Source organism: Colidextribacter sp. OB.20 (assembly GCF_009911595.1).
Taxonomy (GTDB): Bacteria; Bacillota; Clostridia; order Oscillospirales; family Oscillospiraceae; genus Lawsonibacter.
This window is the reverse complement of sequence record NZ_QWKG01000077.1, coordinates 1-20555: the sequence shown is the minus strand read 5'-3', so window position 1 is coordinate 20555 and position 20555 is coordinate 1. Positions and strand designations below refer to the sequence as shown.

General features: G+C 60.2%; 19 protein-coding genes and 1 riboswitch. Of the genes, 10 read left to right on the top strand and 9 right to left on the bottom strand.

Features of this window, described 5'->3' with window-relative positions; translation table 11 throughout:
* Positions 1-2097, top strand: a 2097-nt coding sequence (locus tag D1641_RS16335) for a hypothetical protein (protein WP_160667604.1), incomplete at its 5' end; no start/stop codon positions are given.
* A gap of 68 nt (positions 2098-2165) precedes the next feature.
* On the opposite strand, the gene D1641_RS16330 is transcribed toward D1641_RS16335, so the two are convergent.
* The 6 genes from D1641_RS16330 to D1641_RS16305 form a co-directional block, all read right to left on the bottom strand.
* Positions 2166-2777 (bottom strand): hypothetical protein, encoded by a 612-nt coding sequence (locus D1641_RS16330; RefSeq protein ID WP_160667602.1) that lies wholly within the window; start codon positions 2775-2777, stop codon positions 2166-2168.
* Between the two features lie 468 nt (positions 2778-3245).
* Positions 3246-3608, bottom strand: coding sequence for a response regulator (locus D1641_RS16325; RefSeq protein ID WP_243149433.1), 363 nt, complete (start codon positions 3606-3608; stop codon positions 3246-3248).
* A gap of 18 nt (positions 3609-3626) precedes the next feature.
* Entirely contained in the window at positions 3627-4115 is a 489-nt protein-coding gene (locus tag D1641_RS16320; protein WP_160667600.1) for a hypothetical protein, read from the bottom strand.
* The gene (locus D1641_RS16315) at positions 4112-4540 is read right to left on the bottom strand and encodes a response regulator (protein WP_160667598.1); all 429 of its coding nucleotides are present in this window, start codon (positions 4538-4540) and stop codon (positions 4112-4114) included. Before D1641_RS16315 ends, D1641_RS16320 begins: the two co-directional genes overlap by 4 nt.
* Positions 4540-7395: an ATP-binding protein gene (locus tag D1641_RS16310; RefSeq protein WP_160667596.1), complete on the bottom strand. Its 2856-nt coding sequence runs from the start codon at positions 7393-7395 to the stop codon at positions 4540-4542. The genes D1641_RS16315 and D1641_RS16310 overlap by 1 nt, the downstream gene beginning before the upstream one ends.
* Before the next feature lie 154 nt (positions 7396-7549).
* Complete coding sequence (locus D1641_RS16305; protein ID WP_243149432.1) at positions 7550-8158, bottom strand: YgjV family protein; 609 nt, start codon at positions 8156-8158, stop codon at positions 7550-7552.
* Between the two features lie 147 nt (positions 8159-8305).
* Here D1641_RS16305 and glgX point away from each other — a divergent pair, with 147 nt between their 5' ends.
* The 8 genes from glgX to D1641_RS16265 all read left to right on the top strand — a co-directional run bounded on the left by glgX (position 8306) and on the right by D1641_RS16265 (position 16587).
* Complete coding sequence (glgX, locus tag D1641_RS16300) at positions 8306-10429, top strand: glycogen debranching protein GlgX (RefSeq protein ID WP_243149431.1); 2124 nt, start codon at positions 8306-8308, stop codon at positions 10427-10429.
* Between the two features lie 129 nt (positions 10430-10558).
* A complete protein-coding gene (locus tag D1641_RS16295) occupies positions 10559-12232 on the top strand; it encodes a formate--tetrahydrofolate ligase (protein WP_160667590.1) in 1674 nt (557 codons plus the stop codon).
* 118 nt (positions 12233-12350) lie between these two features.
* Positions 12351-12971, top strand: a complete 621-nt coding sequence (locus D1641_RS16290) for a cyclodeaminase/cyclohydrolase family protein (RefSeq protein ID WP_160667588.1) — start codon at positions 12351-12353, stop codon at positions 12969-12971.
* Positions 12972-13093: 122 nt separating this feature from the next.
* Complete coding sequence (locus D1641_RS16285) at positions 13094-13498, top strand: hypothetical protein (protein ID WP_160667586.1); 405 nt, start codon at positions 13094-13096, stop codon at positions 13496-13498.
* Between the two features lie 57 nt (positions 13499-13555).
* A complete protein-coding gene (locus tag D1641_RS16280) occupies positions 13556-13759 on the top strand; it encodes a helix-turn-helix transcriptional regulator (RefSeq protein ID WP_160667584.1) in 204 nt (67 codons plus the stop codon).
* A gap of 21 nt (positions 13760-13780) precedes the next feature.
* Positions 13781-13879, top strand: a riboswitch (THF riboswitch).
* Positions 13880-13933: 54 nt separating this feature from the next.
* Entirely contained in the window at positions 13934-14500 is a 567-nt protein-coding gene (locus D1641_RS16275) for a folate family ECF transporter S component (protein ID WP_160667582.1), read from the top strand.
* Positions 14501-14514: 14 nt separating this feature from the next.
* A complete protein-coding gene (locus D1641_RS16270; protein ID WP_160667580.1) occupies positions 14515-15765 on the top strand; it encodes a folylpolyglutamate synthase/dihydrofolate synthase family protein in 1251 nt (416 codons plus the stop codon).
* Between the two features lie 21 nt (positions 15766-15786).
* Positions 15787-16587: a formate/nitrite transporter family protein gene (locus D1641_RS16265; RefSeq protein WP_160667578.1), complete on the top strand. Its 801-nt coding sequence runs from the start codon at positions 15787-15789 to the stop codon at positions 16585-16587.
* 37 nt (positions 16588-16624) lie between these two features.
* Here D1641_RS16265 and D1641_RS16260 read toward each other — a convergent pair whose 3' ends face one another.
* The 3 genes from D1641_RS16260 to prfB all read right to left on the bottom strand — a co-directional run bounded on the left by D1641_RS16260 (position 16625) and on the right by prfB (position 19477).
* Complete coding sequence (locus D1641_RS16260; protein WP_160667576.1) at positions 16625-17728, bottom strand: DUF3048 domain-containing protein; 1104 nt, start codon at positions 17726-17728, stop codon at positions 16625-16627.
* A 259-nt stretch (positions 17729-17987) separates the two neighbouring features.
* The gene (locus D1641_RS16255; protein WP_160667574.1) at positions 17988-18161 is read right to left on the bottom strand and encodes a CopG family transcriptional regulator; all 174 of its coding nucleotides are present in this window, start codon (positions 18159-18161) and stop codon (positions 17988-17990) included.
* Positions 18162-18355: 194 nt separating this feature from the next.
* On the bottom strand, positions 18356-19477 hold the full coding sequence (prfB, locus tag D1641_RS16250; protein ID WP_160667572.1) for a peptide chain release factor 2: 1122 nt from the start codon (positions 19475-19477) through the stop codon (positions 18356-18358).
* A 186-nt stretch (positions 19478-19663) separates the two neighbouring features.
* Between prfB and D1641_RS16245 the strand changes: the two genes are divergently transcribed.
* Positions 19664-20440, top strand: a complete 777-nt coding sequence (locus D1641_RS16245; protein WP_243149430.1) for a polysaccharide deacetylase family protein — start codon at positions 19664-19666, stop codon at positions 20438-20440.
* Positions 20441-20555: the final 115 nt, after the last annotated feature.

Below are 20555 nucleotides of genomic sequence, written 5' to 3'. Positions count from 1 at the left end.
GACACCGAGGGCGGCGACAATCCCACTCAGATCGTCCTGGTGGAGTATGACGCCGACGACAATCTGGACAACATCACTGTCGGCCGTCTGTCCGACATGAAGGACGGCCTGATTACCTCCGAGAAGAACATCCAGAAGGATGTCAACGAGCAGAACGTCCAGATGGAGACCGTGGCCGTTGTGGTCAAGGCCAAGAGCAGCAACGCCTCCGAGAAGGACTACACCACCGCCCGCATCGTTTACATCGTGGTTCGGCCCCTGTGGTACAACGCGGTGAACAAGGCGACCGGCGGATGGGAGAAGCACTACTATGAGCGCAGCCTGGTCTCCAACAACGACGACTACAGCTGGACCAAGCTCGACCTCTCCAAGGTGGACCTGACCGGCGGCAAGACCATTACCTCCATCAAGGTCTACGACGACGACAACAACCTGATCACCACTGTCGTCGAGGGTTACATTAAGACCGATAAGGACGGCAATGTCTTTGCCAACCTGCCCAAGGAGGGCGCTAAGATCGAGATCATCACCAGCGCTGCCCAGGCAGACGGCAAGCTGGTTGTTACCGGCGAGACTCCCACCGTCATCACCATCAATGGTAATGCTGCGCAGAGCGGCGACAAGGTCGAGGACGGCGATGTGGTCAAGATCACCATGGGCGGTGCCAAGTACATCGTCACCGTCGGCGATCAGACCATTGAAAAGGATGCTGATGGCAACACCTGGACCATCACTGTTTCCGGCGACGAGGGCCTGGCTGTGAACATCAAGGTTGATGACAGCAAGGATAAGGTCCTCCTGACCCTGAAGGGCACCAACCTGGCTGACAAGACCAAGACCGAGGTCTGGAATGCTGCCGGTACTGAGAAGCTGGAGATCAAGGAAGTCACCAATATCGATGGTAGCTATCTGACCGTTGAGGTTGAGGAGGGCACTACTGTTCAGATCAAGAACAGCGGCCTCACTGCTGGCGCCTACTATGTGAACGGCAAGCCTCTGGTCATTGACTCTAACAAGGTCATTAAGCTTACCGTAGATGAGAACATGACCCTGGACGAGGCTGTTGATCTGGCGAGCGCCAATGCGGTTATCACCATCCACTATGATGCGACAGCTCTGACCGTGGAGGGCAATGACGCTACCGAGGCGGCCAAGATCAAGGAGAACGACACCGAGAACGGCGTGATCTACACCGCGTCCGGCACCACCCTGAAGGCCACTCTGAAGGATGGCGTCACCGCCAGCGGCTACGGTATCTTCACTGACGACGATACTGTGAAGACTTCCACCAACAAGGCCAGCGCGGCCGACACCGGCAGTCTGAGCGCCGAGAGCTGGCTGAAGCCCGTTGTCCAGCTCACCACTACCGCAACTGATGTGGATGTCAAGATCGCCGCTGACGACACTGCGGTCACCACTGCTACTGACTTTGTGGTCCTCGGCACCCCGCTGAAGGTTGCTGTTAAGAGCGGCAAGGGCACCGGCCTTATTGAGGACGCCACCAAGCCCGGCGCTGATGTGACCAGTGACAACTACGCCGCCAAGGTGGTCACCCTGACCGCCGCTGTGAAGGTCACCCTGAACGATGGCATCACTGCCACCGTGGGCGGCGAGGCTGTAACTGCCGAGAAGAACTACGTCAAGGCTTCCGAGGCAGGTTCGGCTCTGCTCACCTGCGTTGCGAACACCGAGAAGGGCACCACTGTCCTGTCTCTGGTCGGCGACGCGAAAAACGCTGCTGCTGCCTATGACGGCAAGACTAGCACCGATGATATTGATCTGTACATGGGCATCAAGATCACCTTCACCACAACTGGTGTGACCACTGGCGAAGTATGCTATCAGACCAAGATCGGCGACGTTGGAACCGATCAGACGATCGTGGCCAGTTCTACCGACGGCTCTGCGGAGGGCTTCGTGAAGAGTGGAACCACCCTCTTCATCTACGGCGTACCCAGCAAGCCCAACGACATCACCGCGGATACGAATCAGGTTGACGACCTGAAAAACACCGGCGCGATGAAGGATACCAACAAGGTCGCTTGGACCTGCACTGCGGGCATCAAGGACATCGACTTTGCACAGGATCAGGCCTGATTCTTAAGGATCACAATCCCTAAATAGGAAGAACCCCCTGGGCCTTTGCCCGGGGGGTTCCCCTGTTCTCAGAAGAAGAACAGGGCGTAGTCGTGGATTTTAATAAAGTCCTTGTCCTGAGTGTCCAGAGGCAGAGTAATCTGGACGGAGGTGACATTTTGGCACTCCAGGGTAAATTCATCATTCCAGCCGCTGCCTCCGCCAGAGGCCGAAATGCCCAAGTAGGAGCCGGTATACTTCATCTCAACTCCATTGAGCTGAGGGGTCACTCTGGGGCTGTCCTGGGGGCGGTGCATCCACAGCTTTGCCAATGCCTTTTCCTTATAGCCAATGGAAAAGCTGGTGGATTTCGCAGCGCCGGTATTCCCGGCACCAATCACCTGCAGCATGCCGTCAGAAATCTGTGCGCTTCCGGTAAGTGTCCAGAAGCCCGGGATGGTGAAGTCCTCATACAGCATGCTCCTCTGCGGCATGTTCTTTCGGTTCTTCGACAGATCGGTAATAGCCAGCTGACCCAGGTAGAACGCCAGACTGGGCACCGCCCGGTCCAGCAGGGCCACCCGGGCCTCCAGCCCGGACAGGGCGGCCTCAATTTTGGCGTTGTCGGCGTTGAAGTCGGTGCGCAGAACCCGGTCCTCCGCCCCCCACTGGCTGAGCTGGTAGTTGGTTGTTGCGTTCATTGTTCGTTCCTCCTTAAATTGTCTTGAGAACGAAAAAAGCCTCCTTTCGAAAGGAGGTGCCCCAGTTCGCAAACTGGGGCGGAGGATTGCATTTTGCGAAGCAAAATATACGAAGTATGCGAGGGCTCAGAGCCCTCTGTAGGGGCGGACATTGTCCGCCCGCTTTTTCGGACCCGGCCTGTTAACGGCGGGCGCACAATGTGCGCCCCTACATGCCAGGCGCAAACCTTGTTTACTCCGTATGTCCGCTTCGCGGACGCAATCCTCAGTCGGCTTCGCCGACAGCTCCTTTCAAAAGGAGCCTTTTTCCGCTCTCAATTACCGTGTGCAAGGAGGAAAAGTGGTACATTTCCATACATTTAATGGAAGTGAGGGGGAAGTGCGGCCTTTTCGCCGAGAAAAACGAGGGCTGCCGCCTCCTTCTCCATGTCAGCGGCGTGTTTACCGCCGATGTGAGATAGTGCCTCTTTATTTCAGGGCCTGTTCAAAAATATTTAACAGCTGCTCCTGATGGAAGGGCTTATCAATAAAGCCCCTGGCCCCGATGGCCTTGGCCCTTTCATAGGTGTCGTCATATGCCAGGGATGAGACCATGACGATCCTTGCGTCTGGGTGATTTTTCAGGATAATTTCCGCGGCGTCCAACCCGTCCATGCCCTGCATAATAATATCCATCGTCACCAGGTCGGGGGCCACCGCGGCGTACTGCTCAATGGCGTCCTCGCCGCTGCGGCAGTATGCCGCGACCACATAGTCGGTCCCTTTCAGCGTGTCCTCCAGCTGGACTCTGACCAGCCGGGAATCATCCACGACCATAATTCTTTTGCTCATCTGATATACTCCCTTTCATCAGGCCTCGTCCGAACCGGCCCTGTCCTCCTGAGAACAGGGCACGTGATGAATCAGCTGCGCGCCCTCACAGTGCTCATCGGAGTAGGTGAGGATAAACTGTACCTCCTGCCCCTCCGGCTCATAGCGCCCGCGATAAAATGTGGGCTGTCCGAAATGGGCCGGTATCTGTGTCGCCCGATACATCGCCCCTGTCACCTTTCCGCAGAGCACATTGAGATACTCCTTGCTGAACTCCTCCAGATCCTCAAGGGATACCGCGTCCTCATGGAAGGAGTTGCGGGCCATCCGGGCCAGCAGGCTCTTGTCGGCGCAGAGGGTAAGGCTGGTGTTGAACCCCTTGTCGAAGGTGATATGGACCGTGCACAGGTCCTCCCCTGGCGGCTGATCGTCCTGGCGCAGGCGCACACCGGCGGTGCGCTCTGTCACGTCCTGGAGGGCCTGATCCAGTATCTGCTCCAGGGCCTCCTTGGTCATGGCAGTATTCATAGCGGCTCCCCTCCAGACGGCTGGCCCTGATTTTCCTCGCTGGACCCCAGAACCCGCTGAATCCGATCCAGCAGGTCGTCTGGAAAAAAGGGCTTTAGAATATAGTCGCGGATTCCCAGCCTGATACTCTCCACAACTGCGTTTTTGTCCTCTACGCCGGTGAGCATAATCACCGGGATATCCGCCCTGTCCTCCATGCTCCGAATCTCCTGGAGGGTCTCAAAGCCGTCCTTCGGCATCATGCGGATATCCAGGAGAATCAGGTCAGGCTTCTCCGTCTCCAGATACCGCAGGGCCCGGGAGCCGGTGTTCACAGCGACCACATCATAATAGTCCTCCAAAGCATCCGTGATCCGCTTCAAAACGATTGCCGCATCATCAATCGCCAGGATACGCTTTCTATTGTCCTCTTTTCCTGGTTTCATTATGCCTCGCCTTCTTCCTTTTCAAGATTACGCAAAAGCTGTTCCAGCAGTGCTTCCGCATTGTCGTCCTCATACAGCCTCAGCTGTCCCTGTATTTCCTTCAGGCTGTCCTCCACATCCCGGGGCAGGGCGTGGCGCAGGATGGCCTCTACCGTGCCGGCGCACTCCTGCGACCGGAAGCTCCTCAGCTCATTCAGAGCCGCCTCCACCCGCTCCCTCAGCTCCTGGTCGGGCAGAGAGGGGCGCTTCTCCTCTCGGGGGTCATTCTGGTGCCGCCGCTCCAGGAACAGCCCGATATTCATCAGCAGCTCCTCATAGGCCTCCAGCAGGGTGGGCAGCTGCCGCTCAATGAATGCCTGGTCCCCCTTGGAGGCGGCGTTTTCCTGGGCACGGGCCATATCGGAGACCTCCATCGCCCCGATGTTGGCCGAGGCGCTCTTCAGGCCGTGTACCTCCACACAGTAGCGCTCGATGTCAGAGCGGGCCAGCTCATACAGGAGCTTGGCCTTGCGCTGGCCGTCCATATGGTACAGCTCCAGCAGATTGGCAAAGCCCACCTCGTCGCCGGCGTAGTACCGGGAGGCGGCCTCTATGTCGATCCCCTCGATGGGGAACATGTCCGGGTCCAGAGCGCTGCGGGCCTCCTCCTTGCTCCCGGCAGCCTGCCGGCGCTCCTCCGGAATCCAGCGGGTAAGCAGCTGTCCCAGCTCCTTCCGGTCCAGGGGCTTGGGGATAAAGTCCTGAAAGCCCCGGCTCAGGAACTGCTCCCGCATCCCCTCCATGGCGTTGGCGGTCAGCGCGATGATAGCCGGCGCGGCCCCGTTCTCGCCGCAGTCCTCGCGGATGATGCCCGCCGCCTCGATGCCGTCCATCACAGGCATCATATGATCCATAAAAATAATATCATACCGATTTTTTCGGACCAGCTCAATGGCCTCCAGCCCGCTCTCGGCCTCGTCAAGGCGGAACGCATAGCCCTTCAAAAGGCCCCGGGCCACCTTGCGGTTAATCACGTTGTCGTCCACGATGAGGACCTTCACATCAGGGGCGGTAAAGGTCTCGATGTGCTCCAGCTCTGTCTGCAAGACCTCCGGGACCTCCGAGAGGGGCCGCCGGTCCACAATCCTCTGGGGGATGGTGATGGAGACCACTGTCCCCTGACCGTAGACGCTCTCCACGCTTATCGTCCCCCCCATCAGCTCCGCCAGGTGCCGGACAATGGCCAGCCCCAGGCCGGTCCCCTCCACGCTCCGGTTCTTCTTGGAGTCTACCTGGCGGAAGTCCTCAAAGATTTTTTCCAGATCCTCCTCCCGGATGCCGCAGCCGGTGTCCTCCACCCGGAAGGAAATCAGCTCCTCGTCCTCCCGCGAACCCGGACCGCCGGTGACGCTGACCTTTACATGGCCCTCCTTGGTGAACTTGATGGCGTTGCTGAGGATGTTGATCAAAATCTGCTTGATCCGCCCCTCGTCGCCGTTGTAGCGGCAGGGGAGGGTCTCGTCGCATTCGTATTTCAGCAGCAGTCCCTGCTTGGAGGCGGCCATATCCATCATGCCCACCACCTCGCCGACCACGGTTTTCAGGTGATAATCCACATACACCAGCTCCATCTTGCCCGCCTCCACCTTGGAAAGGTCCAGAATGTCGTTGATGATGGCCAGCAGGTTTCTGGCCGCCGACTTCACATCCTTGGCGTGGGCGTAAATCCGGGGGTCGGCGCACTCCTCCATGATGATGTCGTTCAGACCGATGATGGCGTTCATGGGGGTGCGGATCTCGTGGGACATGTTGGCCAAAAACTCGCTCTTGGCGATGTTGGCCTTCTCCGCCTGCTGCCTCACCCGCTTGATCTCATTGATATATGCCTTGATGTCGGTCATGTCCAGAATCAGGATGACGCAGCCCTGCTTCCGGCCGTTATCATCCACAATCTGCTTGCTGTGGCTCTCATAGTGCTGGCCGTTGATGGAAAAGCTCCAGGGGACGTTCTCGTTGAGCATCTCCTCCCGGAAGTCCTCCAGCACCCGGATGTTTTCGCCCAGCTTGTGGGAGGGCAGGGTGGTGAAGATGTGGGCGGCAGCCCGGTTATAGCTGATCAATCTGTCGTGGTCGTCCAGCGCGATTACGCCGTCTCCCAGGCTCTCCAGCACCTTTTCCGCCGCCAGATGGCGGAAATCGTAGTTGCGCCGGCTCCAGACCACAATGGCCACCATGGACATGGAGATGGCCAGCGTCAGCGGGGTGAGGTCAAACACCGCCACAAGCTTGAACACATAGGCGGCAAGCACCACAACAGGCAGAGAGGAGATGCCGAGAATGGTCCAGTACTGCCGGCTGACCTGATGGTCCGACCGGCCCCGGACCGCCCGAATCAGGGTATGTATCGAGAGCACATAGGGGATGATGATGCGGGTAAACATAAAAAGGGTATACAGCGGACCGTAGGAGATGCTGATGTACTGAAATCCGTCCGCCGTGGACAGCCACTGAAATTCCCGGTAAAACAGGCCGTTCCAATTAAAAAATACTGTGGGCAGCACGAAGGCGTTGATAATGCCCAGGGCACACAGCAGTCTTTTGGGCGGGCGCGCATAGCAGTAGGTATAGGTAAACCAGCAGTAGCACAGGGGGACGAAGGCCGAGCCCACGTTTTCCACCGTCACCGCCGTCACGGCGGCCTCCACGGCGGGGGCGGTCAGCTCCAGCAGATAGCCCACATTCTGCACCAGCGTGCCGCACATGATGAAAATCAGCAGCTTCTGCTCCCGGGCCCCGTCTCCGTTGAGCAGCAGGATCAGGGCAACAAAGGTTAAACAGATCGCAAAGCACTCCAGCCCGATAACAAAGTTCACCATCTCTGTCGTTCACCTACTTGCGTTGTTTATTGCCTCATGCCGGGAGCGGAGGAGCACCTGAATTTTGTAAAATAACAATAGTATATTTTTACTGCGATGTCAAGCTGTTTTAGGCCGGGTCAGCCCGCATTTTCCCTCTGCCGGACGCACCCTTTTACGGAAGGGGGTCCAGGCGCTTGATGTAGGCACCCTCCTCCCGGACAAAGCCCATTTTGAGCAGATAGGCCTCGTGCGCCTGAGAGGCCTCCTCCCTGAAAATCAGGGTGTGCACCCCCTGGGCGGGCAGCCTTGCGTAGAGGTAGGCCCCGATGGAGCAGTCGCGGTAGGTGGGAGTGGAGTAATCCAGCGCCACCCGCAGGCTTCCCGGCTCCGTCTCCTCCGCCAGCAGGATGCCCGCCGGGTTTCCGCCGCAGCACACGAGATACAGCTGATCCCCCTGGGCGCTCTTCTCAGAGAAGCCCGGGAAAAACTTCTGGATATCCCTCCGGTAGTAGTCCAGCAGATAGCGCGGGAGGGCGTCCTGCCGGGAGGCCTTCACCAGGTTGTAGCTGCGCTCCGGCTGCTTCAGCTTCACCAGATTGTAAATGTTGATAGCCACCAGACAGACGTTCATCAGGGCTGTGGGGTAGGATTGGATCATCAGCGCATAGGCCGCGAAGATTCCGCTGCCTATGGTATTGATGACCCGCAGCTTGACCACCGAGGACATCAGCATGGAGACCACCACCAAAGCGGACCCCAGATATCCGATCAATTCAATCATGGCGCTCATCCTCTCTGTTTTTATACTCTGATTATAAGGCCTTCCAGGGGATTGTGCAATAGCCGGAAAGGGCAGTCAAACGGCTTTACGAATCTGTTGAGATGTGATATAATTCACTATCTGTTTTTAAAAAAGGGGGATATGTTCATGAAGCAAGCCGCTCCTTCGCCCAAGTCTGCCCAGCCGGCGGAGCAAAGTGTTCAGCTGGGTCTGCCCCGCTCCATCCATCTGGTCCCGCTGGACCACATCGCCGGTTTTGACGTCCGGCCGGGCTTCTATGAGATCAACGGCGCCACCGCCATCCCTGGCGGCGTCAATTTTACCGTCCACTCCCACGGGGCCACTTCGGTGGAGCTGCTTCTCTTCCAGCGGGAGCAGGACGAGCCCTTCGCCGTGCTCCCCTTCCCCCAGCACTACCGCATCGGCAACGTATACTCCATGATTGTGTTCAAGCTGAATATTGAGGAGTTTGAGTACGCCTACCGGGTGGACGGCCCCTATGAGCCCAAGAAGGGCCTGATTTTCGACAAGACCAAGTACCTGCTGGACCCCTACGCCAAGGCGGTCACCGGGCAGAGCCAGTGGGGCTCCAAGACCCCCTTCGGCCAGCACTACAAGGCCCGGGTGGTGAAGGACGACTTCGACTGGGGGGATATGCCCCAGCCCCTCATCCCCATGGAGGACCTGATTATCTATGAGCTCCATGTCCGGGGCTTCACCAGGGACCCCTCCTCCGGGGTGCTCTATCCGGGAACCTTCGCCGGGATTATGGAGAAGCTGGACTATCTGGAGCAGCTGGGGGTCAACGCCATTGAGCTGATGCCCATCTTCGAGTTCGACGAGATGCAGGACTACCGGGAGCATGACGGCAAAACCCTCTACAACTACTGGGGATACAGCACCGTCAGCTTTTTCGCCCCCAACACCAGCTACGCCGCCAGCACCGAGTTCAACCGGGAGGGTAACGAGCTCAAGCAGCTGATCCGGGCCTGCAACCAGCGGGGGATCGAGGTCTATCTGGACGTGGTATTCAACCACACCGCCGAGGGCAACGAGCACGGCCCCTTCTTCTCCTTCAAGGGCTTTGACAACAACATCTATTACCTGCTCACCCCCGACGGGTACTACTACAATTTCTCCGGCTGCGGCAACACCATGAACTGCAACCACCCCATTGTCCGGCAGATGATTCTGGACTGCCTGCGCTACTGGGTCACCACCTACCGGGTGGACGGCTTCCGCTTTGATCTGGCCTCCATCCTGGGCCGCAGTGAGGACGGCTCCCCTATGGGCGCGCCCCCCCTCCTCCAGTCCCTGGCCTTCGACCCCATCCTGGGCAACGTGAAGCTCATCGCTGAGGCCTGGGACGCGGGCGGGCTGTATCAGGTGGGCTCCTTCCCCTCCTGGAACCGCTGGGCGGAGTGGAACGGCCGCTACCGGGACGACATCCGCCGCTACCTCAAGGGGGACGAGGGGCTGGCCCAGGGGGCGGCCCTGCGTCTGCTGGGCTCTCAGGACATCTACGGCAGCCAGGGGCGGACCAACGCCTCGGTGAACTTTATCACCTGCCACGACGGCTTTACCCTCTGGGACCTGTTCAGCTATAACAGCAAGCACAACCTGGCCAACGGCTGGAGCAACACCGACGGGGCGAGCGACAACAACAGCTGGAACTGCGGCGCCGAGGGGGAGACGGAGGACCCGGAGATCAACGAGCTGCGCAAGCGGATGTGCCGCAACGCCTTCGCCCTGCTCATGTGCTCCCGGGGCATCCCCATGTTCCTGGCTGGGGACGAGTTCTGCAACACCCAGTTCGGCAACAACAACGCCTACTGTCAGGACAACATCATCTCCTGGCTGGACTGGAGCCGGCTGGAGGCCAACCGGGATATGTTCGCCTTCTTCCAATACATGATCCGCTTCCGGAAAAAGCACCGGGTGGTGCGGGCCAAAACCGGGGACGGGGCCAACGGCCTTCCGGAGGTCAGCTTCCACGGAGTCCACCCCTGGCGAAACGGGGGGTTCGACAGCCACGACCGTTATGTGGGCGTCATGTTTTCCGGCTGGGAGCGGGAAACCGGGCCTCAGGTGGTCTATGTGGCCTCCAACGCCTGGTGGGAGGACCTGAGCGTCACCCTGCCCGAGCTGCCCGCCTCCATGTGCTGGACCCGGGCGGTGGATACCTGGCAGGCCGAGCAGTCCGAGGCGCCCGTCTCCGGGCGGCAGGTCACCGTCCGGGCCCGGAGCGTGATGGTCTTTGTTGGGAAGTAGTTGTGCTAAAGCAACAAAAATCCCCTGTGTATTTTCTCGAAAAATGGATTTACTCAGGGGGATTTGTGGGATATAATGGGAGAAGCTGAGGGAAACGCAAATACAACAGAGGACAGGAGGACGGCACAGATGAGCATCAAATCTGATATCGAGATTGCCCAGGAGCACACCCCGCGGCACATCACCGAGATCGCCGGGCTGGCCGGTGTGGACGGGAAGTATCTGGAGCAGTACGGCAATTACAAGGCCAAGGTGGACTACGCCCTGCTGCGGGAGAACAAGAGGCCCAACGGCAAGCTGATTCTGGTCACCGCCATTACCCCCACCCCCGCCGGCGAGGGCAAGACCACCACCACTGTGGGCCTGGCCGACGGCCTGCGGAAGATCGGCAAAAACGCCGTGGTGGCCCTGCGTGAGCCCTCTCTGGGGCCGGTGTTCGGCATCAAGGGCGGGGCGGCCGGGGGCGGCTATGCCCAGGTGGTGCCCATGGAGGACATCAACCTCCACTTCACCGGCGATTTTCACGCCATCGGCGCGGCCAACAATCTGCTGGCCGCCATGCTGGATAACCACATTCAACAGGGCAACGCCCTGGGCATCGACGTCAAGCAGATCACCTGGAAGCGGTGCGTGGACATGAATGACCGCCAGCTGCGCCACATTATTGACGGCATCGGCGGCAAGATGCAGGGCGTCCCCCGGGAGGACGGCTTCGATATCACCGTGGCCAGCGAGATCATGGCGGTGCTCTGCCTGTCCGACGACATCCCCGACCTGAAAAAGCGGCTGGGCCGGATGATCGTGGCCTACACCTACGAGGGCAAGCCCGTCACCGCCTACGACCTGAAGGCCGAGGGGGCTATGGCCGCCCTGCTGAAGGACGCCCTCAAGCCCAACCTGGTCCAGACCCTGGAGGGCACCCCCGCTTTCATCCACGGCGGCCCCTTCGCCAACATCGCCCACGGCTGCAACTCGGTCACCGCCACCCGCATGGCCCTGGCTCTGGGGGACTACGCCGTCACCGAGGCGGGCTTCGGCGCCGACCTGGGGGCGGAGAAGTTCCTGGACATCAAGTGCCGCATGGCGGGGCTCTCCCCCGACGCGGTGGTGATGGTAGCCACCGTCCGGGCCCTGAAGCACCACGGGGGGGCGGCCAAGGCCGAGCTGAACCAGGAGAATCTGGAGGCCCTGGAGAAGGGTCTGCCCAATCTGCTCCAGCATGTGGACAACATCAAGAACGTCTACGGCCTGCCCTGCGTGGTGGCCATCAACGCCTTCCCCACCGACACAAAGGCCGAGCTGGACCTGGTGGAGGCCAAATGCCGTCAGCTGGGGGTCAATGTGGCCCTTAGTGAGGTGTGGGCCAAGGGAGGCGAGGGCGGCACCGCCCTGGCCCAGGAGGTGGTCCGCCTCTGCGAGGAGCCCAAGGACTTCCGCTTCTCCTACGACACTGGGGACTCCATTGAGAAGAAGCTGGAGGACATCGTCAGGAAGGTCTATCGGGGGGACGGGGTGGTCCTCACGACCAACGCTAAAAAGCAGGCCCAGCAGCTCGACGGACTGGGCTTCGGGAGCCTGCCCATCTGCATGGCAAAGACCCAGTACTCCTTCTCCGACAACCCCGCCCTGCTGGGGGCCCCCAGGGGCTTTGAGGTCACCGTCCGGAATTTGAAGGTCTCCGCCGGGGCCGGCTTTATTGTGGCCCTCACCGGCGATATCATGACCATGCCCGGCCTGCCTAAGGTCCCCGCCGCCGAGAAAATCGACGTGGACGAGAACGGGAAGATCACGGGGCTGTTTTGATGGCTTTGCCCCGGGTACGGAATGTAGGGCGCGACGACCCCGGCGCGCCGAACTGTGATAGAATACTCCCGTTAACACGGCGGGCCGAGTCGTCCCGCCCTACAAAGGAGGGACAGATATGGGGAATTTAACCCAAAAATCCTGCGCCGGCTTTGCCGAGGCTCTGGCCGCCAAGAACCCGGTCCCTGGCGGCGGCGGGGCCTCCGCCCTGGTGGGAGCCCTGGGGGCGGCCCTGTGCTCTATGGTGGCCAACTACACCGTGGGCAAGAAGAAATACGCCGATGTGGAGGAGGACGTGAAGGCCGTCCTGGCCCAGGCGGAGGAGCTGCGGGTGCGGCTGCTGGAGCTGGTGGAGGAGGACGCCGCCGCTTTCGAGCCCCTGTCCCGGGCCTACGCCATCCCAAAGGACGACCCCAAGCGGGAGGAGGTCATGGAAGCCTGCCTGCGCGCCGCAGCCCAGCCTCCCATGGAGCTGCTGCGGCTGAGCTGCCGGGCCATCGAGCTGCACCGGGAGCTGCTGGACAAGGGCAGCGCCATGGTCCTCTCCGATGTGGGCACCGGGGTGATTTTCTGCTGGAGCGCCCTGTACGGGGCGTGGCTCAATTTGAAGGTGAACACCAAGCCGATGAAGGACCGGACCTGCGCCGAGGAGATGAACCGGGAGGCGGACGGGCTGGTGGAGCAATACTGGAAAATCGCCGACGAGGTCTATGAGGCGGTTATGGAGCGGTACAGCTGACGGAAAAGGCGGCCCGCTTAAAGTTAAAAATATCTCACATTTTCGGTTGACAAGGCGAATAGCCAGTGATATATTTATAACGCCGGCAAGAGTTAAAAATATATCACATGGAGGAATGCCACATGAAGTCAAAGGTCACCCTGAAGGAAGTTGTGGGGACAAAAATCATTTACGCGGTGCTCCTGGTCTGCTACTACTGGATGTGGGCCAGACGGGACTGGCAGGCATATTATGAGACCGTCCAGAATACGGTTTTTATATTCACCATTGTATTTTTCGCGATGCAGGCAGGCCGTATTTACAAGTACAGCAAAGAGGAAGAGGACGAGCTGGCAATTCAAAATCTGCGCAGAACAGACGCTATCGGATTGAAAATCATGACGGCTGCCGCCGTTGTCATCGCCTTTGCCTGCGCCGTCAAGGCCATCGACGGCACAGCGGCGGGCTATGCCCTGGTGGGCGTGATTTTGGCATTGGCTGTGATACGGTTCATCATATTTTCCGTGATGGACAGTAAAGGGGTCTGAGACAGCCTGTGACCTGATCCGCGGTACTCTGCGCGACGGACAGCAGGGGAGTCTGATATGGCCCTTAAAACAAAGGTCAAGGAATATCGGGAAAAAGCGGGACTGAAACAGAGCGAGCTGGCGGAGCTGGTACACGCCAGACGTGAGACCATCGTACATCTGGAAAACGGAAGATACAATCCGTCGCTGAAGCTGGCAATGGATATCGCAAAGGTGTTTCATGCGGCGGTAGAGGAGCTGTTTGAATTTACGGAGGACTGAACACAACAATAAACACGACCTGACAGAGTAGGCCCAGTGCGTCAAGTGCCGACCGGACGGGAAGTTGCCGGCGGACGAAGGGTTTTTACAGCCCGCGATGCTGTGCCGCATTCCGCTGCCATGGGGGAGCACGCTCCTTTCGTGGCGTCAACGCCGTGAAAGGAGCGTATTATTATGACAACCACACAAAAAAAGAAGCTGACCCACACCCTGTGCGCCTTAGCCCTGCTCACCGCCATGATGGTCCTGCTGACCATGACCATCAGCATCCAGACCCCCTTCTTCAAGCTGTCCTTCGGCTCTCTGCCCGTGGTGCTGGCCGCCATGCTCTTCGGCCCCCTTGAGGGGGTGCTGGTGGCCGTTCTGGGGGAGTTTATCATCCAGGTGATCGGGCCCTATGGGCTGATGCCCACTACCTTTATCTGGATCTGGCCCCCCGCCATCCGGGCTCTGGTGGTGGGCAGCGCGGCGGTGTGGCTGCGCCGGTCCGGGACAAGGCTGGAGTCCCGGCCGGTGGTCTGCTATGTGGTGTGCGTCATCGGCGCCATTCTCACTACCATCGGCAACACCGCCGGGATGTGGCTGGACAGTCTGTTCAACCGCACCTCCTTCGCCGCCGCCGCCCTGTGGGTGCCGGCCCGCTTTGTCAGCGGGACGTGTACCGCCGTCATCATTGCCACCATCTGCATGCCCCTGGTCCACAGCCTGCGCCGCAGCGGAGTGCTGCGCTATACGGAGTGAAGGGGGAGAGGATCATGACAGAGCGGGAAGCAGAGGAGCTGATCCGCCGACGGGCCTGGACGGGCCGGAAGCCGGGGCTGGAGCGCATCCGCCGGCTGCTGGGCAGGCTGGGCGACCCCCAGAAGAGGCTGAAATTCGTCCACATCGCCGGCTCCAACGGCAAGGGCTCCACCGCCGCCATGCTGGCCTCGGTGCTCACCCAGGCGGGGCTGAAAACCGGCCTGTACACCTCCCCCCACCTGTGGAGCATCCGGGAGCGGTTTCAGGTGGACGGAGCCCCCATTCCTGAGGAGGCGTTCGGGGCGCTTACGGAGCGGGTGCTGGAGCAGGCGGAGGACGAGACCGAGTTCGAGCTGATGACTGCCATCGGGATGGTCTGGTTTCTGGAGGCGGAGTGCGATATCGTGGTGCTGGAGACAGGGCTGGGGGGGCGGCTGGACTCCACCAACGTTATCGACGCCCCGGAGGCGGTGGTCATCACCCGCATCGGCCTGGAGCACACCGAGCTGCTTGGGGACACCCTGGTCAAAATCGCCACGGAAAAGGCTGGGATCATGAAAGAGGGCTGTTATGTGGTCCTCTACGAGCAGGGCTGCAGCATCTACTCCCTGTTTGAGTATCTCTGTCATACCTACTATAGTGGTCTGGCGCTGACTGTGAATCCGGAGGTGCTGTCCTCCGGGCTGGAGGGGCAGAGCTTCACCTATCGGGACAAGGGGCCCTACCACATCCCCCTGCTGGGAGAGCACCAGGTCCGCAACGCCGCCGTGGTGCTGGAGACGGTGAATGTCCTCCAGTGGCGGGGCTGGGATATTCCGGAGGAGGCCGTCCTCCGGGGGCTGGAGCGGGCCCGGTGGCCCGGGCGGATGGAGCTGGTCCGCCGCTCTCCCGATGTCATCCTGGACGGAGGCCACAATCCCCAGTGCATGGAGGCTCTGGCCGGGGCGCTGGGGGAGCTGTACCCGGAGAGGAAGCTGGTCTTTCTCACCGGCGTGCTGGCCGACAAGGACCACACCGCCATGATGGGGCCGCTGCTGCCCCTGGCAAGGGAGTTTTTCACCCTGACCCCCGACAGCCCACGGGCCCTGCCCGCCGGGGCGCTGGCGGGCTGTCTGGAGGGCCAGGGAGTCAAGGCCGCCCCCTGCGGAGGCCTCCGGGAGGGGCTGGACCGGGCTCTGGAATCGGCCGGGCCGGATGGCGCGGTGTGCGTCTGCGGGTCGCTGTATATGATTGGAGAGGCACGGCATCTGCTGGGGCTGTGCTGAAAGGAGAGAGGAGGAACGGTTATGCTGAGTCCGGGGGAATTTGTCAGCGCTTACGCCCAGATCGGGGCAAAAAAATGCGCCAACAGCACCGTCAGGCTGTTCCTGGCGGCGGTGCTGGCGGGATTTTTCATCGGCGGAGGCGGCTTGGTCTCCGGCATCGCCTCCTGCGGACTGGACAACCCCTCTCTGGCCCGGGTGATGAGCGGTCTGCTCTTCCCCTTCGGCCTGATTATGGTCATTATCACTGGGGCGGAGCTGTTCACCGGCAACTGCCTGATTACCATCTCTCTGCTGGAGCGGAAGGCCTCTCTGGCCGGGATGCTCCGGAATCTGGCGATTGTCTATCTGGGCAACTTCGTCGGGGCGGCCCTGCTGGCGGCCGCCGTGGTTTACGGCGGGACCTTCTCCAACAGCGCCCTGGGGGCCTGCGCCATCCGCACCGCCGCCGGCAAGTGTGTCCTGCCCTTTGGCCGGGGGGTGGTGCTGGGAATCTTGTGCAACATTCTGGTGTGCGCCGGGGTGATGTGCTCCCTGTGCGGCAAGAGTGTAGCCAGCCGGGCCGTCGGGGCCTTCGTGCCGGTGAGCTTCTTTGTTATCGGCGGCTTTGAGCACTGCGTGGCTAATATGTACTACATCCCCGCCGGGCTGCTGGCGGCGGCCATTCCGGACTGCGCCCGGCTGGCCGTGGAGACAGGGACAGACCTGTCCGCCCTGAATCTGGGCGGACTCCTCGCCAATCTGCTCCCGGTGACCATCGGCAATATCCTGGGTGGCTGCGGCTTCGGGGCCTTGATTTGGGCCGTCCAGAGGCCGGAGCAGTGAAAGAAGCCCGCCGGGTTCTTCCGGCGGACTTTTATGTTTATTCCCAGGTCACCTCGGCGCCTGTGCCCACGATGTTGATGTAGCTGCGGCCCACAGCCAGGGGAATGGGCTTCCCCGAGCTGTCCAGGAAGGCGTAGCAGGCTCTCTCGCTGTCCCGCTCCCAGGTAATCTCATAGAGCTGGCCGTCCCGGAGGAGCAGGCCGTCCCCTTTGCCGGTGGTGCGCACCGCCATGCGGCCCTTGTCGTCCCCCTTGACCCGGTTTACGTCGGTGTACAGCACCAAAACATTGCTTACTGTGACGTCGGCGTCGTTCCCGCCGTCCACATAGGGGATGTCCTTTTTGTCGATGTGCTGCTCGATGCTGTACTCGCCGGAGGCCGCGTCATAGGTAAAATGGCCGGTCTTGTAGCTGGAGAAGGGCACCGTCAGCCGGGCGGCCGGCTGGCCCCCGGCGGGGGCCTCCTGGTCGAAGGTCCAGCCCACCTCAAAGCCGTCGCTGTGCTCCCGGGCAAACCTTTCGGGCAGCTGCTCCAGCACCTTCTCGCTGGAGGTGAACAGGGAGTGCTCCAGTCCGGCGCTTTTCCTCCGGTCCGGGTCCCGCCAGCACATCTTGCCATAGGGGCCGTTGACAAAGTCGATGTTGGAGGTCTTCAGGTCCTTGAATGCCTGGTAGGCCTGGGGGCTGCCTCCGGCGTGGATGTAGATGGCATCGTGGCCCACGGCCAAGCTGACATAGTAGTCCCGGGCGGAGCGGATACAGGCCAGGTCACCCACCCCCTCCAGGTCCTGGAACACAGCCATCATCCGGGTGATGCCCCCCTCGGCCACGATCTCATAGATTACGTCCGCCTTGGACACACCCACCTGGGGCAGGGCCTTGCGGAGATTGTTGAGCATGACGGCGTAGGGCCGCCGGGCGGCCAGACCCTCCTCCGCCGGCTCGCCGGTGAGGGGGTTGACAGGGCCGGTGTAGGGCGCCGGCTCCACCGGGGCGATGGCCGAGATGTCGGGCTCCTTCTCGGAGCCGGACGCACTGTCAGGGGCGGAGGAGGCACTGCCAGGTTCCTTTTTGCCGCAGGCCGCAAGGGGGAGCAGCAACAGGAAGGCCAGCAGAAGGGTGCTCCAACGTCGTTTGTTCATCAAAAATCCCTCCAATCGTCCCCTCTATCATACGACATCCCCTGTGAAAAGTCAACAAATTACTGCCGCGCCGCGCTCAGGCAGGCATCCAGCTGCTGTCGGAGAGTCCGGGCGTTACGTCCAAATCAAGTAATTGCGCCTGTATATTCATATTTTTCCTCCTTGATTTTTCCCCGGCGGTGTGGCATAATCAGATTTGCCATTCCTCCGGGTTTGGTGTTATAGAGTGTTGGTGTACTTTCTTAGGGCCGCCAGCACTCTATTTTTCTTCACCCAAAAGCAGCTCGATCCCCTGACGTATCGCCTCGCCGCGGGTGATATTGTGCTCCTGACAATATGCCCGCAGACGCTGCTCCGTTCCAACATCCAGCCGGATGCTGTAATTGACACATTTGGGGTTCTCCGCTTTTGGTCTCCCTGTGCGTGGGCTCAAATCATCACCTACTTTCTGACACGCGTTTATTATAGATGATGACACGCAAAAAGTCAAGGGGGTTTTGTAAAGATTTTCAGTAGGACGAAAAAAGCCCCCTTCATAAGGGGGCTGTCAGCGAAGCTGACTGGGGGTTTTCTCTTAAAGAGGCAAATGAGGCTTTTCTCTGTGGAGGACAAGAAAGCAAAAACGTTCTATTTTGTTGCCCAGTTTCCGGTGGCCTCGGCGGTGAGGTAGGCGTTGACAAATCCGTCCAGGTCGCCGTCCATCACGCCGTTGATGTTGCTGGTCTCAAAGGCGGTGCGGTTGTCCTTCACCATCTGGTAGGGCATAAAGACATAGGACCGGATCTGGCTGCCCCACTCGATTTTCAGCTGCACGCCCTTCAGATCGGAGATCTTCTCCGCCTTCTCCTGCATTTGCATCTCCACCAGCTTGGCCCGGAGCATCTTCATGCAGTTATCCTTGTTCTGGAACTGGGAGCGCTCCTGCTGACTGGCCACCACCACTCCGGTGGGCTTGTGAATGAGCCGGACGGCGGAGGAGGTCTTGTTCACGTGCTGTCCGCCGGCGCCAGAGGCCCGGTAGACCTGCATCTCGATGTCCTCAGGGCGGATCTCCACCTCTATATCTTCGGGCAGGTCGGGCATGACCTCCACCGAGGCGAAGGAGGTCTGCCGCCGGGCGTTGGCGTCGAAGGGGGACACCCGCACCAGCCGGTGGACGCCGTGCTCCCCCCGCAGGTAGCCGTAGGCGTTCTCCCCCTCGATCATGATGGTGGCCGACTTGATGCCCGCCTCGTCCCCCTCCTGGTAGTCCATGATCTGGTAGGTAAAGCCCCGGCGCTCGGTCCATCGGGTGTACATCCGGTAGAGCATCTGGGCCCAGTCCTGGGCCTCGGTGCCCCCGGCTCCGGGGTGGATGGTCAGAATCACGTTGGAGCGGTCGTACTCCCCGGTGAGCAGGGTCTCCAGCCGGGCGGACTCCATGCTGGACTCCAGGGCGGCGAAGCCCTCCTCCAGCTCGGGGATCAGGCTCTCGTCCTCAAACTCGTTGCCCATCTCACACAGGGCCATCAGGTCATCCCACTGGCCCTGGCGCCTGTTCTGGCTGTCCACCTTGTCCTGGAGGTTCTTGATGCGCTGCTGAATCTTCTGGGCCTTGGCCAGGTTGTCCCAGAAGCCGTCGGCGGCGGACTCGGCCTGGAGCATGTCCAGCTCCCGCTCCGCCCCCTCCAGGTCCAGCGCCTGGGCCAGCTCCCGGAGCATCGGAGTCAGGTTGTTCAGCTTTACCTTATATTCATCAAATTGAAGCATAACATTCCCACACCTTCCATTTCGTCAGCTTATTATATATGAGCGAGAGAAAAAAGTAAAGGGGAATCTGGCCGTCCCTTTCATGAATGGTGAGAACATGTTCCCGGTCCGCAGTTCATATAAATAATTATCACCAAGGCCCAGCTGCGGCGGGCCGCCGATTCTAAAATGGGAGTGATTTGAGCTATGAGCAAAAAGCGGGAACAAATGAAAGTCTTTTTTATCGGGAAAAAGTGGTGGACGGCGCTGGCCTGTCTGTGCGCGGCGGCAATGATGTTCTATGTGGTCAACTACCCCGCTGCCATCGGGGCCTCCTCTGCCGCCCGGCAGCTGCCCATATACTGCGTCCAGCGGGATCAAAAGCTGGTGGCCATCAGCTTCGACGCCGCCTGGGGGAATGAGGACACCCAGCAGCTGATTGATATCCTGGAGCAGTACAAGGTGAAGGCAACCTTCTTTGTGGTGGGCCAGTGGGTGGACAAATTTCCTGAGTCGGTAAAGGCTCTCCACGACGCCGGGCATGAGGTGATGAACCACTCCAACACCCACGCCCACTACCCCCAACTGTCCGCCGAGGAGGTGGTGGCCGATCTGAACGCCTGCAACGACAAGATTGAGGCGGTCACCGGCGCGCGCCCCACCCTGGTCCGTATGCCATACGGCGATTACGACGACAAATCTGTCAGCGCTGTGCGCTCCATCGGTATGGAGCCGATTCAGTGGGACGTAGACAGCCTGGACTGGAAGGATCTGTCCGCCGGCGAGATTATCCAGAGAGTCACCGGAAAGGTTCAGCCGGGCTCTATCGTCCTCTTCCATAATGCCGCCCTGCATACCCCGGAAGCTCTGCCCATCATAATCCAGACCCTTCTCCAGGAGGGCTATACCTTTGTGCCTATCTCCCAGATTATCCTCACCGGGGAGTATACCATTGACCACACTGGCCGGCAGTGTCCAGCCTGACATTACCGCCGATATCGCTTGCCGGAAAATTTCCCCAGGTCTACCAAAAGTCTACCAAAAAAGCCGCCGGGCTCCTGCGCCGCAGAGCCCGGCGGCTTTTTCGTTTTCCGGGACA